The 15,952-nt window shown below is 64.5% G+C and carries 13 protein-coding genes; 5 read left to right on the forward strand and 8 right to left on the reverse strand.

What is annotated here, in order from left to right; translation table 11 throughout:
- Positions 1-78: 78 nt before the first annotated feature.
- On the forward strand, positions 79-732 hold the full coding sequence (gene nfsB / locus BLS27_RS19715; protein WP_090346469.1) for an oxygen-insensitive NAD(P)H nitroreductase: 654 nt from the start codon (positions 79-81) through the stop codon (positions 730-732).
- 9 nt (positions 733-741) lie between these two features.
- Here nfsB and BLS27_RS19720 read toward each other — a convergent pair whose 3' ends face one another.
- From BLS27_RS19720 to BLS27_RS19730, 3 genes are all read right to left on the reverse strand, one after another.
- Positions 742-2,202: an MFS transporter gene (locus tag BLS27_RS19720; RefSeq protein ID WP_090346472.1), complete on the reverse strand. Its 1,461-nt coding sequence runs from the start codon at positions 2,200-2,202 to the stop codon at positions 742-744.
- A 146-nt stretch (positions 2,203-2,348) separates the two neighbouring features.
- Positions 2,349-3,503 (reverse strand): cysteine desulfurase family protein, encoded by a 1,155-nt coding sequence (locus BLS27_RS19725; RefSeq protein ID WP_090346474.1) that lies wholly within the window; start codon positions 3,501-3,503, stop codon positions 2,349-2,351.
- A 185-nt stretch (positions 3,504-3,688) separates the two neighbouring features.
- A complete protein-coding gene (locus BLS27_RS19730; protein WP_043211632.1) occupies positions 3,689-4,615 on the reverse strand; it encodes a LysR family transcriptional regulator in 927 nt (308 codons plus the stop codon).
- 139 nt (positions 4,616-4,754) lie between these two features.
- On the opposite strand from BLS27_RS19730, the gene BLS27_RS19735 reads away from it, so the two are divergent.
- Positions 4,755-5,984: an acyl-CoA dehydrogenase gene (locus BLS27_RS19735; protein WP_043211633.1), complete on the forward strand. Its 1,230-nt coding sequence runs from the start codon at positions 4,755-4,757 to the stop codon at positions 5,982-5,984.
- 31 nt (positions 5,985-6,015) lie between these two features.
- On the opposite strand, the gene BLS27_RS19740 is transcribed toward BLS27_RS19735, so the two are convergent.
- The 4 genes from BLS27_RS19740 to BLS27_RS19755 form a co-directional block, all read right to left on the reverse strand.
- The gene (locus BLS27_RS19740; protein WP_167358122.1) at positions 6,016-7,065 is read right to left on the reverse strand and encodes a TerC family protein; all 1,050 of its coding nucleotides are present in this window, start codon (positions 7,063-7,065) and stop codon (positions 6,016-6,018) included.
- Positions 7,066-7,228: 163 nt separating this feature from the next.
- Entirely contained in the window at positions 7,229-8,536 is a 1,308-nt protein-coding gene (locus BLS27_RS19745) for a substrate-binding domain-containing protein (protein ID WP_090346476.1), read from the reverse strand.
- 92 nt (positions 8,537-8,628) lie between these two features.
- The gene (locus tag BLS27_RS19750) at positions 8,629-9,234 is read right to left on the reverse strand and encodes a cupin domain-containing protein (RefSeq protein ID WP_043211635.1); all 606 of its coding nucleotides are present in this window, start codon (positions 9,232-9,234) and stop codon (positions 8,629-8,631) included.
- 40 nt (positions 9,235-9,274) lie between these two features.
- A complete protein-coding gene (locus tag BLS27_RS19755; protein ID WP_043211636.1) occupies positions 9,275-11,227 on the reverse strand; it encodes an oxidoreductase in 1,953 nt (650 codons plus the stop codon).
- Between the two features lie 189 nt (positions 11,228-11,416).
- Between BLS27_RS19755 and BLS27_RS19760 the strand changes: the two genes are divergently transcribed.
- Positions 11,417-12,460: an ABC transporter substrate-binding protein gene (locus BLS27_RS19760; protein WP_090346478.1), complete on the forward strand. Its 1,044-nt coding sequence runs from the start codon at positions 11,417-11,419 to the stop codon at positions 12,458-12,460.
- Between the two features lie 36 nt (positions 12,461-12,496).
- Entirely contained in the window at positions 12,497-13,315 is an 819-nt protein-coding gene (locus tag BLS27_RS19765) for a class II aldolase/adducin family protein (protein WP_269475539.1), read from the forward strand.
- 92 nt (positions 13,316-13,407) lie between these two features.
- On the opposite strand, the gene BLS27_RS19770 is transcribed toward BLS27_RS19765, so the two are convergent.
- A complete protein-coding gene (locus tag BLS27_RS19770) occupies positions 13,408-14,805 on the reverse strand; it encodes a purine-cytosine permease family protein (RefSeq protein WP_090346483.1) in 1,398 nt (465 codons plus the stop codon).
- A 258-nt stretch (positions 14,806-15,063) separates the two neighbouring features.
- On the opposite strand from BLS27_RS19770, the gene BLS27_RS19775 reads away from it, so the two are divergent.
- The gene (locus BLS27_RS19775; protein ID WP_043211640.1) at positions 15,064-15,951 is read left to right on the forward strand and encodes an EamA family transporter; all 888 of its coding nucleotides are present in this window, start codon (positions 15,064-15,066) and stop codon (positions 15,949-15,951) included.
- The last annotated feature ends 1 nt before the right edge of the window (position 15,952 follow it).

Here is a 15,952-nt window from a genome sequence, read left to right on the forward strand (position 1 = left end):
GCTGCATTGTGCGGGTTTTTCTTTTTAACGGGAAAGATAAGATGCGCCACACATCCGTTCTCTTGAGGAGTTGTCCTGATGGATACCGTTGCCCTGGCCAAGCGCCGCTACACCACCAAAGCCTACGATGCCGCTCGCCGCATCCCCCAGGCCACTGTCGATGCGCTGCTCGAACAATTGCGCCACAGCCCGTCGTCGGTCAACTCGCAGCCCTGGCACTTCGTCGTCGCCGACAGCGCCGAGGGCAAGGCGCGCCTGGCGAAGGCCGCTGATGGGCGTTTTGCCTACAACTCGCCAAAAATCCTCGACGCCTCCCATGTGATCGTGTTCTGCACCCGCACCGACATGACCGAAGCGCACCTGAATGCCTTGCTCGAGCAGGAACAGGCCGATGGACGATTCCGCGACGAGCAGGCCCGTGCCGGGCAGGACGCCAGCCGTCGTGGCTATGTGAATCTGCACCGCTTCGACCAGAAGGATCTGCAGCACTGGATGGAGAAGCAGACCTACCTGGCCTTGGGCACCGCGCTGCTCGGCGCCGCTGCCCATGGCCTGGACGCAACGCCTATCGAAGGGTTCGACAGCAAGGTGCTGGATGCGGAACTGGGCCTGCGCGAGCAGGGTTTCACCAGTGTGGTGGTGCTCGCCCTGGGCTATCGCAGCGAGCAGGACTTCAATGCCGGGCTCAACAAGTCGCGTCTGCCGGCTTCCACGGTGTTCACCTTCCTCTGAGCCGAGGGGCTAGTCGTCAGGCTCCTGTGACAGGGGCCTGGCCACATGCTCCAGCGCGCGGCGTTCGGCGGCGATGCCCCAGCGTGCTTGCACCAGCGCGGCGATGATCATCAGGCTTGCGCCGATCAGGTAGCCGTACAACACGTTGATGCGCTCGCCAGTCTCGATCAATGCACCGAACAACGCGGGTCCGATCAAACCGCCCAGCCCGGTGCCGAAGGCATAGAACACGGCGATGGCCAAGGCACGGATTTCCAGGGGAAAGGTCTCGGACACGGTGAGATAGGCGGAGCTGGCGGCGGCGGAGGCGAAAAAGAAAATCACCATCCAGGCTGCCGTTTGCTCCGTGACATCGAGCAGGCCTTGCTCGAACCCATACCCGCTGATGGCCAGCAGCACACCGGATACCAGGTAAGTGGTGCTGATCATCACCCGCCGGCCCAACACATCGAACAGTCGCCCCAGCAGCAACGGCCCGCAGAAATTGCCCAGGGCGAACGGCAGCACGTACCAGCCGATACGCTCGGACGGCACGCCATAGAAATCGGTGAGCACCAGTGCATAGGTGAAGAAAATCGCGTTGTAGAAAAACGCCTGGGCACTGAGCAACGTCAGGCCGACCAAGGCCCGGCGTCGATGGACGACGAACAGGCTGTGCATGACCTCGCCCAAGGGCGTGTAGTCGCGTGTGCGCAGGCGCAAGGGTGGGGTGTCGAGGGATGGCAGTACGGCGCCACATCCGCGCAGCCGGTGTTCGATGTCGCTGACGATGCGTTCGGCGCGCTCGGGTTGCCCGTGGACCATCAACCAGCGCGGGCTCTCCGGGATCCATAGGCGCATCAGCAGAATCGCCAGGCCCAGCAGCGCACCGATACCGAAGCACAGTCGCCAGCCCAGGTCGCCGCCGATCCAGGCCGGATCGAGCAGAATCACCGCGCCGATCGCACCCAAGGCAGCCCCCAGCCAGAAGGTGCCGTTGATCACCAGATCCACCCAGCCGCGATAGCGCGCGGGGGTGAACTCCTGGATGGTCGAGTTGATGGCGGTGTACTCGCCACCGATGCCGGCCCCGGTGAGAAACCGGAACAGTAGAAAACTTGCCAGGTTCCACGAAAACGCCGTGGCCGCTGTAGCGCCGATGTACAGCGCCAGGGTGACGAAGAACAGCCTGCGCCGGCCCAGGCGGTCGGTCAGCCAGCCGAAGAGCAGGGCTCCGAGCACGGCGCCGGCGATGTAGGCGGCGCCAGCCAGACCGATATCGGTGTTGCTCATGTGCAGCGCCGGGCTGTCTTTGAGGGCCCCTGACACCGAGCCTGCCAGGGTGACTTCCAGGCCGTCCAGCAACCAGGTGATGCCCAGCGCTATCACCAGCAGTGTATGAAAGCGGGTCCAGGGCAGGCGGTCGAGACGGGCGGGAATGTCAGTATGGTAAAGGCGCCCGGTCGAAGAGCAGGGCGAGCGTTGGGTCACCAGAAGGGGCTCCGAGGCTGGCGGTGTGTGCCTGGCAGTGGAGCTCTTTTCAGGGGGCGGAGTTCATTTCAGTTCGCGGGTAAACCCGCCCCACCTGGTCCGCTGTGCCTGTGGGAGTGGGTTTACCCGCGAACAGGTCGGGACTGTCACCACAAGGCGACAGATGCAGCGTTCACCACCCGCCCGAACACCTCGATGGCCTTGTCCACCTCGGCCTCGCAGGTGAAGCGCCCAAGGCCGATCCGCACGCTGTTGCGTGCCTGGGCTTCGTCCAGACCCAGGCTCAGCAGGACGTGGGAAGCGGCATTGCTCGCCGAGTTGCACGCCGAAGTCGAGGACAGGGCCAGTTCGCTGGACAATGCCGCGCTGTTGAACCCCTTGGCGTCGATGCACAGGTTCAAGGTATGGGGAATGCGTTGTTGCGGGCAGCCATTGAGGCGCACCCCGGGCAGTGCGAGCAGGCCACGGCGCAGGCGTTCGCTGAGCTGGACGATGCGTTGGTGCTCGCTGTCGCCGGGCCCGCCGGCAAGGGCGAAGGCGCTGCCCATGCCGACGATCTGGTGGGTCGCCAAGGTCCCGGACCGCAGGCCGCGCTCATGGCCACCGCCGTGCATCTGGGCGCGCAGCACCGGGCGTGCGCGCGGGCCGACGTACAATGCACCGATACCCTTGGGTCCATAGACCTTATGCGCCGAGAACGACATCAGATCGACCGCCTGACGCGCGAGGTCGAGGGCGACCTTGCCCACTGCCTGGGCGGCATCCACGTGCAACAGGGCCCCATGGGCGCGCACGTGTTCGCCGATGGTGGCGAAATCGGTAAGGGTGCCCAGTTCATTGTTCACCGCCATCAGCGACACCAGGCGGGTGTCGTTGCGAAGCGCCGCCTGTACTGCCTGGGGTTGGATCAGCCCGCGTGCATCCGGTGCCAGGCGCGTGACCGTCCAACCGAGACGTTCGAGCTCGGCCACGGTATCGAGCACCGCTTTGTGCTCCAGTTCGCTGGTGATCAGGTGGCCTGGGTGGCCGACGCCTTGGGCAATGCCCTTGAGCGCTAGGTTGTTGGATTCGGTGGCGCCGGAGGTCCAGACCAGGTCGGTCGGGTCTGCGCCTACGCGCTCGGCTACCTGGCGGCGAGCCTGTTCCACGAGCTCGCGGGCGGCCTGGCCATAGACATGGCCGCTGGATGCTGGGTTGCCGAAATGCGCTTGGTGGCCAAGGCAGGTGATCATGGCCTCGATGACGCGGGCATCGACAGGAGTGGTGGCGGCGTAGTCGAAGTAGAGGGGGGCGCTGGGCATGATGGGCGGGTCCGTGCAAGTTGCCGTGAAGTGGCGATCGATGTCCCATCGTACCCAGCGGGCGGAGATGCTTTTTGCCTTGTTGGCCGATTGTGCTCTGGCTTGAGGATCAATTTTTCTCTGGAATCGATTCGTGTAGGAAAAATTTCTCCAGCTAGGGAGCGGGAGGCCTTCCGAGCAGAGCTTCAGGCCGAGAGGGGCTGCTTTTCTTCTTCCGTCGTCACCCGTTCGCACAGGTCGATGATCTGCTCGCGCATCCAGCGGTTGGCCGGGTCCTGGTCGGTGCTTTCGTGCCAGTACAAGTGGGTTTCCAGCGGCGGCACTTCGACCGGCAGCGGCAAGTGGCGCAATTGATGGCGGCGGGCGAAGCGCTCGGGGACGGTCATCACCATGTCGGTCTGTTGCAATACCTGCGAAGCCATCAAGTAATGCTGTGAGCGCAGGGCGATCTTGCGCTGCAGGCCCATTTTGCCCAGGGCCAGGTCCACATAGCCCAGGCCGTTGCGGCGGCTGGAGATGTGGATGTGGGTCAGGGCAAGGTAGCTGTCGAGCGTGAGCTTGCCTTCGATCAGTGGGTGGCCGGGGCGCATTGCGCAAACGAAGCGATCTTGCATGAGCTTGACGTGGCGCACCTGCGGGTCGATGTTCAGCGGGGCGTCCACGGCGAAATCCAGGTGACCGGCGGCCAGTTCCTTGGTGGTCTCGCGCCGTTTGCACAGGAAACTTTCGATCACCAGCGCCGGGGCCAGGCGCCGCAGGCGCTGGAACAACGGCGGCAGGATCACCGCCTCGGTGAGGTCGGTCATGCTGATGCGGAAGGTCTTGTTGGCCTGCTGCGGGTTGAAGGTACGGCTTTCCTGCACCGAGGTGCGCAGCAAGGCCAGGGCGTTGCGCACCGGGCCGATGATGTTCTGCGCCATTGGTGTGGGCACCATGCCTTGGGCGGTGCGCACGAACAGCGGGTCGTTGAAGGTTTCGCGCAGGCGCGAGAGGGCGTTGGACACGGCAGGCTGGGTAATGCCGACGATCTGCCCGGCACGGGTCAGGTTGGCTTCGGTGTAGATGGCATCGAAGACGATGAACAGGTTGAGGTCGACCTTGCTGAGGTTCATGGCGCTGCTCTTTATAGGAATTATCGGTCGATCATATATTGCTTATGAATGTTAATACACGCGGAAAATAGACTAGGTGGATAGCGCCTCGGTGCTCTAGGCTCTGGCTCATGTTCTCAAGCCTGTGAAGGTAGCCCTGATGGATTTCGCCTATTCGCCCAAGGTCCAGGCATTGCGTGAGCGTGTCACGGCATTCATGGACGCCTATGTCTACCCAGCGGAGCCGGTGTTCGAACGCCAGGTCGCCGAGGGCGATCGCTGGCAGCCCACCGCAATCATGGAAGAACTCAAGGCCAAGGCCCGCGCCGAAGGCCTGTGGAACCTCTTCTTACCCGAGTCGGAGTACGGCGCAGGCCTGTCCAACCTCGAATACGCCCCCCTGGCCGAGATCATGGGGCGCTCGCTGCTGGGGCCGGAACCGTTCAATTGCTCGGCGCCCGATACCGGCAACATGGAGGTGCTGGTGCGCTATGGCAGCGAGGCGCAGAAGCGCCAATGGCTGGAGCCGTTGCTGCGCGGCGAGATCCGTTCGGCGTTCGCCATGACCGAGCCGGACGTTGCGTCCTCCGACGCCACCAACATGGCCGCCACGGCCGTGCGCGAGGGTGACCAGTGGGTGATCAACGGGCGCAAGTGGTGGACCTCCGGTGCCTGCGACCCGCGCTGCAAAGTGATGATCTTCATGGGCTTGTCCGACCCGCAAGGGCCGCGTCATCAGCAGCACTCGATGATCTTGGTGCCTACCGACACGCCGGGTGTGAAGATCGTCCGCCCGTTGCCGGTGTTCGGTTACGACGATGCGCCCCATGGCCATGCCGAGGTGCTGTTCGAGAACGTACGGGTGCCGTATGAGAATGTGATCCTGGGCGAGGGCCGTGGCTTCGAGATCGCCCAGGGTCGCCTGGGCCCTGGGCGCATCCACCACTGCATGCGCTCGATCGGTATGGCCGAGCGTGCCCTGGAGCTGATGTGCAAGCGCGCCGTCGAGCGCACGGCGTTCGGCAGACCGCTAGCTCGGTTGGGGGGCAATGTCGACAAGATCGCCGATTCGCGCATGGAGATCGACATGGCGCGGCTGCTGACCCTCAAGGCCGCCTACATGATGGACACCGTCGGCAACAAGGTCGCGCGCAGCGAGATCGCCCAGATCAAGGTGGTGGCGCCGAACGTGGCGTTGAAGGTGATCGACCGGGCGATCCAGATCCACGGCGGGGCCGGTGTCAGTGGCGACTTCCCGCTGGCCTACATGTACGCCATGCAGCGCACCCTGCGCCTGGCCGATGGGCCGGACGAAGTGCATCGGGCAGCGGTGGGCAAGTACGAGATCGGCAAGCATGTGCCCAAGGAGCTACTGCGTAGCGGTCACTGAACTGGGGCCGCTTATGCGGCCCCGAGGCGGGTTATGGACCAGATGGGGGAGAACCGGCGCGCTCGTTTTTTTCTGCAAGGTCCGGGTGGTCTTGCGCCGGGTCGTCATGCCGGTCGCGGGTCTTGAACAGTGACAACAGCACCCCGCCGAGCAGCAAGCCGAACGTCACGCCCAGCGACAGCAAGGCGGGCACCTTGCCCACCAGGCCGTGGTAGAAGATCTTGCAGCCGATGAACACCAGCACCAGCGCCAGGGCGTACTTGAGGTAGACGAAGCGGTGCATCAGCGCCGCCAGGGCGAAGTACAGCGAGCGCAGACCGAGGATGGCGAAGATGTTCGAGGTGTAGACGATGAACGGGTCTTGGGTGATGGCGAAGATCGCCGGGACGCTGTCGACGGCGAACACCAGGTCGGCCAACTCGATCAGTACCAGTGCCAGGAACAGCGGCGTCGCATGGCGCACGGCGGTGTGCTGCCCGGGCGGGGTGAGGTGCACGAAGAAGTGTGCGCCGTGGACTTGGTCGGTGACCCGCATGTGCCGACGTACGAAGCGTAGCACCGGGTTGTTGGCAAGGTCAGGGTGGCTTTCCTGCCGAGCCAAAGCCATCTTTACACCCGTGAACAGCAGGAAGGCGCCGAACAGGTAGAGCACCCAGGCAAAGTGCTGCACCAGCGCCGCACCTACGCCGATCATGATCGCCCTCAGGACCACCACGCCGAGAATGCCCCAGAACAGTACCCGGTGCTGGTAACGGCGGGGAATGGCGAAGAAACCGAAGATCATGGCCATGACGAACACGTTGTCCATCGATAGCGATTGCTCGACCAGGAACCCCGTGTAGAACTCCAGCGCCGACTGCGCGCCCAGCTCGTACCAGACCCACGCGCCGAACAACACGCCGACACTGAAATAGCCGGCGTACAGCAGCAGGCTCTCGCGCATTTCGATCTCGCGGTTCTTGCGGTGGAGCACGCCAAGGTCCAGGACCAGCAGGCCGATGACGATAGCGATGAAGACCAGCCACAGCCAGGCGCTGGTGCCGAGGAACGGGGTGGTGAGGAATGTGTGCAGAGCCATCATGAGCCCCTCCTTTAATGTCGACGTTGCATGGCAACAGTGATCCGACATGGCGGCTGGGTAGCCGTCAGAGGGGCCCGGTATCACATAGGCTTGAGCGTAGTCCCGATCGGTGAGCCTGCCGAATGGCGCGCTGTTACATTTCTTTGCGAGGCTGCCCAGTCCTTCAGTACACCCACACTTCCACCCGTCGATTGCGCAGCCGCCCTTGTTCCTGGTCGTTGTCGGCCACAGGCAGTTCGTCGCCCATGCCGGTCACTTCCTTGATTTCCACGCCATCGCGGGCGAGCTCGCGGCGCACCGCCATGGCCCGCAGGCGCGAGAGCAGGGCGGCGCGGCCCTGGGTTTCCTTGGGGTCGCCAAACCCCACCAGTACCACCTGGTGCTGCAGCTTGCCGGCCTGGCGCAGGTAGTCTGCGACCCGGCGTACGTCGCGCAGCGCCTTGTTGTCCAGGTTGGCGCTGCCGGGCTGGAAGCGAAAGTTCACGGTCAGGCGCCGGGCCTCAGCGGTCAGGGTCCGATAGCGTGGCGGCATGTCGGCCTGGGCGGGTACGGGTAGGGCTTTGACCTGCTGGGCCACGAAGCCTTGGCGGGCGACGATGGCCTGCCCGGCGGGGGTTTGGGTGTACTCGGCCAGGGCGACCGCCAAAGGGGCGGCGCGAGCAGGCAGGTAGAAGAACAAGCGGCGCGACAGCGGATAATCCTCGCTGGCGACCAGCGTTGGGGTAGGCAGCATGGCTGGCGCGTCGCCTTCGGCGATGGCCAGCACCTTGGCGCCATGCACGGCGGCCAGGCTGCTGAAACCGATGGCCTGGCGGTCAGCCTTGACCCGCTCGGCCAGCGCTTCGCTGGATTCGAAACGTTGCGCCTGACCGGCCAGCGTCTGCTGGCGTGGCTCCAGCACCAGAGCCTTGAAGGTTTCGAACGTGCCGGAGCGATCGTCACGGGCATACAGACGGATCTCCCCGCCGGGCACGCCGAGCTGTTCCCAGCGTCGTACCTGGCCGCAGAACACTTGGGCCAATTGCGCGGTGGTCAGTTGGGCCAGCGGATTGTCCGGGTGAACGATTACCGCCACTGCGTCCAGTCCGATGACCTGTTCGGCGCCTTTGCCGCGAAGATCGCCTAGTGCCTGAAGACGCCGGGCTTCGTCGTCGGTGATGGGGCGGGACGCGGCCGCCAGGTCCGCTTGGCCATCGCCCAGGGCTGTGAAGCCGGTGCTCGAGCCGTGGGCGGCGATGGTGATGCGCAAAGGCTGGCCCTGGGCATCGAGTGCGTTGATTTCGGTTTCGTTGGCTTGGCGGCTCGGGGTTTGAGTGACCGCAGTGGCACCTTGGGCCGCCAGCAGGCCTTGGATGAGCGCGGGTGTCAGGGCGGCGCCGATGGTATTGGAGCCCTGGATGCGCAGTTGCGCGGGCCCTGCGAGGGCCCACAAGGGGAACAGACAGCACAGCAAGGCGAACAGGCGAGGCATGCCGGAGACCTGTGGCATAAAGATGCGCTGCAGATTACGACAGTGGCGTGACCGGGAGATGACAGGGCGTGAGGCTGAGAAAAGGGGCCCGATCAGAATGTCGGCGGCGTGATCACCCAGATCACCACGGCATCCACTGCTCCGGGATTGCCATAACGATGGGGCTCTTGGCTCGAGAAACTGAAGCTGTCCCCTTCGTTGAGTTGGAAATACCGCTCGCCGACCCACAGCTCGAAGCTACCGGACAGCAAATAGCCGGCTTCCTCGCCCTCGTGGCTGTAGCTCTGCTGGCTGTAGGTGCCCGGGGGAAAGCGCGAATGGAGGATTTCGAGCTGCCGGTTGGGCTGGGGGGTGAGCAACTGATCGACGATACCGTCCTCGTAATGCACGCTCAGGCGGCTGTTGCGCCGCACCACGTAGCCTTGGTCCTCAGGGGCGGTGCTGGCCTCGCTGGCGAAGAACCACTGGATGGTCACGCCCAGGCTGCGGGCAATGTTGAACAGCGCCGGGATCGAGGGATAGGAGAGATTGCGCTCCAGTTGGCTGATGTAGCCGGCGGTCAGTTCGCTTTGCTTGGCCAGCTCGGCGAGGGTCATGCCGCGGCGCTTGCGCAGGCCGCGGATGCGGGTGCCGAGAAACTGCGGGGCCGCGCCGCCGTCTTCGGCGGCGGGCGGCGGCGTCTGGGGTTGCTGGCTCATGCGCGTCGGTCCATCGGGAAAGCCAGAAGTATGACCAGCCTCAGAGCGCCCAGGCAACCGTCAGGCCGTCGTGGATCGCTTCTTCGACGGTGCGCGGTGCCAGGCAGTCGCCGATGCGCCGCACCTGAACCAAACCGGCCAGTTCCTCGGCCAATGTGTCCACCGGTTGATGGCCCAGGCACAGGACCAGGGTGTCGATCTCTTCGAAGATCATCGGTTCGCCACTGGCGGTGTGCAGCAGGTAGACGGTGTTGTCGTCGCAGCCGTACAGCCGGGCATAGGGGGTGATGGGGATGCCCAGGCGGTGCAGCTCGCCGGCCATCTGGTCGCGCACGTACAGCGGCAAGCTCTCGCCACAGTGGGTGCCATTGACTGCCAGCTGCACCTGATGGCCTTCGCGCACCAGGCGCTCGGCGATGCCGGGGCCGATCCAGTCGCTGCGCCAGTCCACCACCAGCACCGAGCGTCCCAGGGTGGCCTGGTTGCGCAGCACCTGCCAGGCATCGACCACCTGCAAGTCGCCACTGCGTTCGAATTCGGGCCAGTACGGGCGGGCGCCGGTGGCGGCGATCACCACATCGGGACGTTCGCGTTCGACCAAGGCCCGGTCGACGCGGGTGTTGCGCACCACGCGTACGCCGGCCAGTTCCATCTCCCGTTGCAAGTTGGTGCTGGCGCCGCCGAACTCGCTGCGACGCGGCAGCAGCTGGGCCAATTGCACCTGGCCACCCAACTGTGGGCCGGCCTCGTACAGGGTCACCTCATGACCGCGCGCCGCTGCGACCGCCGCGGCTTTCATGCCGGCCGGGCCGCCGCCTGCGATCATCACGCGCTTGGGCGCCTGGGTGGGGGTGAGCGTGCCGTATTGCAGTTCGCGGCCGGTCTCTGGACGCTGGATGCAAGAGATCGGCAGGCCGCGATGGAAATGGCCGATACAGGCCTGGTTGCAGGCGATGCAGGCGCGCACGTCCTCAACCTGACCACGTTCGGTCTTCGATGGCATCTGCGGGTCGCAGATCAGCGCGCGGGTCATGCCGCAGACGTCGGCCTGACCGCGGGCCAGGATCAACTCGGCCTCCTGGGGCTGGTTGATGCGTCCGGTGACGAACAGCGGGATGTCCAGGCGCGCCTTGAACGTGCCGGCTTCGCGGGCGAGATACGCAGGCTCGATGGCCATGGGCGGAACGATATGCACCGCACCGCCTTGTGAGGCGGAGGTGCCGGCGACGATGTGCAGGTAGTCGATCTCGCCCTGCAGGGCCTGGGCAGCCACCAGGGATTCGTCCTCGGTCAGGCCTTCGGGGTCGCGCTCGTCGGCGCTGATGCGCAGGCCTACGATGAATTGCTCGTCGGTGGCTGCGCGCACGGCGCTCAGCACTTCACGCACAAAGCGCAGGCGTTGCTCGAGGCCGCCGTTGTAGCCGTCGGTGCGGCGATTGACCCGCGGATTGAGGAACTGCGCCGGCAGGTAGCCATGACTGGCTACCACTTCCACGCCGTCGAGCCCGGCCTGATGCAGGCGGCGGGCGGCACTGGCGTAGCCCTGGATGATCTCGTCGATCATCGCCTGGTCCAGCGCCCGAGGCATCACCCGAAAACGCTCGTTGGGCACCGCCGAGGCCGAGTAGGCCACTGCCAGCAGGCCATCGGCGGTTTCCATGATCTCGCGCCCGGGGTGGAACAACTGTGACAGCACGACGGTGCCGTGGGCGTGGCAGGCCTCGGCCAGACGGCGATAGCCGTCGATGCAGGCATCGTCGGTGGCCATCAGCACATGGGAGGTGTAGCGGGCGCTGTCGTGAACCCCCGCCACCTGCAGCACGATCAGGCCGGCGCCGCCTTCGGCGCGGGCGCGCTGGTAGGCAATAAGCTTGTCGTTGACCAAGTTGTCGGTGGGCAGGCAGGTGTCATGTCCGGTGGACATGATGCGGTTCTTCAGGCGTTTGCCACGGATCTGCAGCGGTTCGAACAGGTGGGGGAAGGCGGTCGACATGCGCGCAGCTCCGGTCGGTTGTCGTTCTTGTTTTTTCCATGAAAGTGTAGCGCCAGTAAAAAATCAACTTGTTTTTTTACTGGCTGGCGTCTAGCGTTCCCTCGACCCCTCGCTCAGGGGCATCCCTCACAACAACAAGAAAGCGGAGCCTGCGCTGCACCGGCCAGGCACCGGCAGGAGGAACCACCGATGCAAGCATTTCCCCGCAGGACCGGATTGTGCGCAGTGCTTCTGGCCTTGGGCCTGGGCAGTGCGCAGGCGGCGCCGCAGATGGTCGTGGTCGGCTATGGCGGCGCGGGCCAGAAAGCCCAGGACGTGGCGATCTTCCAGCCTTTCAGCGCCCAGGATGGCAGCAAGCTGATCCAGAGCGAGTACAACGGCGAGATGGCCCGGATCCAGGTGATGGCCGATACCGGGAATGTCGATTGGGACGTGGTGCAGATCGAAGGCCCGGACCTCATGCGCGGCTGTGACGAAGGCATCTACGAGCGCCTGGATTGGCAACAGATGGGCCATGCCGCCGAGCTGATCCCGGACGCGGCCCAGGCGTGCGGTTCGGCGGCGCTGGTGTGGAGCGTGGCGATTGCCTATGACCGCGACAAGCTGGCCAAGGCGCCCACGTCCTGGGCGGATTTCTGGGATGTGAAGACGTTTCCCGGCAAGCGCGGGCTGCGCAAACGTGCGGTGTACAACCTGGAGTTCGCGCTGCTGGCCGACGGCGTGAAGGTCGAGGACGTCTACAAGGTGCTGGCTACTCCGGCAGGTGTCGAGCGCGCCTTCGCCAAGCTCACCGAACTCAAGCCTTACATCCAATGGTGGGATGCCGGCGCCCAGCCCGCGCAGTGGCTGACAGCAGGCGATGTGGTGATGACCTCCACCTACAGCGGCCGCATCGCCGTCGCTGCCCAGCAGGGCAGTCCGCTGGCGGTGGTGTGGCCGGGTAGTCTGTATGGCATGGATTACTGGGCGATCATCAAGGGCTCCCAGCATGTCGATCAGGCGCGGCGTCTGATTGCCTATGCCAACCAGCCAGATACCCAAGTGCGGTATGTGCAGCAGATCCCCTATGGTCCGACCAACACTCAGGCCGCAGCCAGGCTCGATCCTGCGTTGGCCAGCTGGGTGCCGACTTCGCCGGAAAATCTAAAGGGCGCGCTGGCGATGAATGTCGAGTTCTGGGTTGACCATGGCGAGGAGCTGGAGCAGCGCTTCAACGCATGGGCCAGCAAGTGAGGTAGATTCAATCCCCAAGGCCGCTTCGCGGCCTTCGTGGGTAAATCGGAGCGCCGAACAGACCTCGGCCTCTCACATTCTCGAACCAGGACAACAACAATGACCCCCTCCGAACGGACCCTGCGCCAGGAACTGGCCGCCTGCTACCGGCTGATCGCGCACTTTCGCATGACCGATCTGATCTTCACCCACATCTCCGTGCGCTTGCCGGGGCCTGAGCATCATTTTCTGATCAACCCCTACGGCCTGCTGTTCGATGAGATCACGGCTTCGAAACTGGTGAAGATCGATTTGCAGGGCAATCCGGTGGAGCCGACGCCCTACCCGGTGAACCCGGCCGGTTTCGTCATCCACAGCGCCATTCACGGCGCCCGCGAGGACGCCCAGTGCGTGTTGCACACCCACACCCGGGCTGGCTGCGCAGTGGCGGCGCTCGAATGCGGCTTGCTGCCGCTCAACCAGATTTCCATGGAGTTCTACGGCCGAGTTGGCTACCACGCCTATGAAGGCATCGCCCTGGACATGGACGAGCAGCAGCGCCTGGTGGCGGACCTGGGCGAGCACTCGGTGATGATCCTGCGCAACCATGGTTTGTTGACTGTCGGCAGCAGCGTGGCCGAGGCCTTCATGCGCATGTACTACCTGGAGAAAGCCTGCGAGATCCAGTTGGCGGCCTTGCAGGCCGGGCAGGTGATCGTGCCGCCGCACGAGGTGTGCGCGCATACCGAGCGCCAGTTCAATGCCCCGGCGCGGCCGTTGAAAGCCGGGGAGTTGTCGGACCCAGACGGCAATGCGTTGGCCTGGCAGGCCTTGCTGCGGTTGCTGGAGCGGGTGGCGCCGGATTATCGCGACTGAGACGCCAGCGCCGGCTCCCAGGGTAGCGCGTCGTTGAGCCGGCGAAGCCTGCAATGGGCTGCACAGCAGCCCAAGGGACGAAGGCGCCGGTGTCAGCGAGCGTCCGGCACGATGATGTGGGCCGGCGCCTGCGCCGCGCGGCCACGGGCGACCCAGTAGTACAGCACGCTCGGCACGACCAGGCCGATCAGCCAGGAGACATCCACGCCGCCTAGGTGGGCGACCATGGGGCCGGTGTACAGCTTGGTGTCGATGAACGGCATCTGCACCAGCACACCGAAGGTGTAGACGATGATCCCAGGCCAGTTCCAGCGGCCATAGCGCCCTTCAGGGTCGGCCAGGGCGGGGATGTCGTAGCGCTCTTTGGTGATGAAGTAGTAATCCACCAGGTTCACCGCGCTCCAGGGCACGAAGAAGGTCAGCAGGAACAGGATGAATGACTTGAACGCGCTCAGGAACGAATGCTGGCCGAGCAGCGCGACCAAGGTCGCGGCACCGACGATAGCCAGGACGAACACCAAGCGCTGCGCTCTGCTGATCTGCAGATGGCCACGGAACCCGCTGATGATGGTGGCGATGCACATGAAGCTGCCATAGGAGTTCAGCGTCGAAATGGTCACCTTGCCGAAGGCGATACTGAAGTACAGCAGGGCCGCGGTAGTGCCTGCGCCGCCCAGGCCGACGATATAGGCCACTTCGTGCCCGGTGAACTGGCCGCCGGCGATGGCGGCGGCGAACACACCGAGGATCATCGAGGCTTGAGCGCCGATCACTGAACCCAGGCCGGCGGCGAGGAAGGTCTTGACCGGCGAAGTGCTGCTGGGCAGGTAGCGCGAGTAATCCGCCACATACGGGCCGAAGGCGATCTGCCAGGAGGCGGCGAGCGAAACGGCCAGCAGGAACGAGGCCCAGGAGAAATGGCGGTTGTCCAGCAACTGGCCGATGTCGGCCAGCATCAGGATGCGGCTGAAGAGGTAGATGAAGGCGATGATCCCCAACACGCTGGCCACGCGCCCGATCCAATGGATCACCCGGTAGCCGGCGAGGGTGGCCAGCACGATCACGCTCGCGAAGATCAGGATGCCGGTGCTGTCGCTGACGCTCATCAATTGGCCGATGGCCTGGCCGGAGAGCACCGTGCCGGTGGCGGTGAAGCCCAGGTACATCAGGCACACCAGCACCATGGGGATGGCCGCGCCATAGACCCCGAACTGTACACGACTGGAAATCATCTGCGGCAGGCCCAGGCGCGGGCCTTGGGCGGCGTGCAAGGCCATCACCGTGCCACCGACCAATTGCCCGATCAACAGGCCGATAAGCGACCAGAACACATCACCGCCGAGCACCACGGCCAGGGCGCCGGTCACGATAGCGGTAATCTGCAGGTTGGCTCCCAGCCAGAGGGTGAACTGGCTGTACACGCGTCCATGGCGTTCAGCTTCGGGGATGTAGTCGATCGAGCGCCGTTCGATCACGGGTTTGTTGGACATGGGCACTCCGCGTACTTGTTTTTGTGGGGGGCGGGCGAGCCATCGGCAAAGACTGGCTGTGTCGAGATATGAGCATGTATAGACAAGTTCGGTCAAGTGAAGCTTGACAGGTAACGAGTGGCGGTTCACACGCTTGCCAGACGCTTCGCTTGATCGACTGTTGCGCAAGGTCGGTGCCCAACTGTGCTGATCGGTGAAAAAAGAATGGCCTTATGCTGTAACGAAATATGTCTAGAACGCCTGAAGAAGGAAGCCGCAATGCCGCTCAAGGACCTGCTGATCGCCCTGGTGGTGATCATCGCCTGGGGAGTCAACTTCGTTGTCATCAAGGTCGGCCTTGATGGCTTGCCGCCCATGTTGCTCGGTGCGTTGCGTTTCGCCCTGGTGGCGTTCCCGGCGATCCTGCTGGTCAAGCGACCGAAGCTTCCCTGGCGCTGGTTGATCGCCTACGGCGCGACCATTTCCCTGGGACAGTTCGCGTTCCTGTTCCAGGCCATGTACAGCGGCATGCCACCGGGGCTGGCCTCGTTGGTGCTGCAATCTCAGGCGTTCTTCACCTTGGGTTTTGCCGCGCTGTTTTTGGGTGAGCGCCTGCGCTTGGCGAGTGTGCTGGGGTTGCTGGTGGCAGCGGGCGGGTTGGTGCTGATCGGCAGCGAAGATGGCAGCCACGTGCCGTTGCTGGCGCTGCTGTTGACCCTGTGCGCGGGGGCCATGTGGGGGATGGGCAATATCATTACCCGGCGCTTTGGCTCGGTGGACCTGGTGGCCTTGGTGATCTGGGGCGGGCTGATCCCGCCGCTGCCGTTTCTGGCGTTGTCCTGGTGGCTCGAAGGTCCGGAGCGCATTGGCCATGCATTGGCCAACCTCGGCTTGAATTCGGTGTTGGCGCTGGCGTACTTGGCCTTCGTCGCCACCATGCTGGGCTATAGCCTCTGGAGCACGCTGTTGTCGCGCCATCCGGCGGGCAAGGTGGCGCCGTTCTCGTTGCTGGTGCCGGTGATTGGCTTGAGTTCGTCGGCCTGGCTGCTGGATGAGCGCTTGAGCGCGGTGCAGGGTTGGGGCGCGTTGCTGGTGATGGCGGGGCTGCTGATCAATGTGTTCGGGCCGCGGCTGGGACAGCGGTTGCGGGCGGCCACGGCACAATGAG

Source organism: Pseudomonas guariconensis (assembly GCF_900102675.1).
Classification (GTDB): domain Bacteria; phylum Pseudomonadota; class Gammaproteobacteria; order Pseudomonadales; family Pseudomonadaceae; genus Aquipseudomonas; species Aquipseudomonas guariconensis.

What these genes read in the sequence shown, in the direction of transcription:
- nfsB (WP_090346469.1), top strand. Translation starts at nt 79, where the DNA reads ATGGATACCGTTGCCCTGGCCAAGCGCCGCTACACCACCAAAGCCTAC.
- BLS27_RS19725 (WP_090346474.1), bottom strand. Translation starts at nt 3,503, where the DNA reads ATGCCCAGCGCCCCCCTCTACTTCGACTACGCCGCCACCACTCCTGTC.
- BLS27_RS19730 (WP_043211632.1), bottom strand. Translation starts at nt 4,615, where the DNA reads ATGAACCTCAGCAAGGTCGACCTCAACCTGTTCATCGTCTTCGATGCC.
- BLS27_RS19735 (WP_043211633.1), top strand. Translation starts at nt 4,755, where the DNA reads ATGGATTTCGCCTATTCGCCCAAGGTCCAGGCATTGCGTGAGCGTGTC.
- BLS27_RS19740 (WP_167358122.1), bottom strand. Translation starts at nt 7,065, where the DNA reads ATGATGGCTCTGCACACATTCCTCACCACCCCGTTCCTCGGCACCAGC.
- BLS27_RS19745 (WP_090346476.1), bottom strand. Translation starts at nt 8,536, where the DNA reads ATGCCTCGCCTGTTCGCCTTGCTGTGCTGTCTGTTCCCCTTGTGGGCC.
- BLS27_RS19750 (WP_043211635.1), bottom strand. Translation starts at nt 9,234, where the DNA reads ATGAGCCAGCAACCCCAGACGCCGCCGCCCGCCGCCGAAGACGGCGGC.
- BLS27_RS19755 (WP_043211636.1), bottom strand. Translation starts at nt 11,227, where the DNA reads ATGTCGACCGCCTTCCCCCACCTGTTCGAACCGCTGCAGATCCGTGGC.
- BLS27_RS19760 (WP_090346478.1), top strand. Translation starts at nt 11,417, where the DNA reads ATGCAAGCATTTCCCCGCAGGACCGGATTGTGCGCAGTGCTTCTGGCC.
- BLS27_RS19770 (WP_090346483.1), bottom strand. Translation starts at nt 14,805, where the DNA reads ATGTCCAACAAACCCGTGATCGAACGGCGCTCGATCGACTACATCCCC.
- BLS27_RS19775 (WP_043211640.1), top strand. Translation starts at nt 15,064, where the DNA reads ATGCCGCTCAAGGACCTGCTGATCGCCCTGGTGGTGATCATCGCCTGG.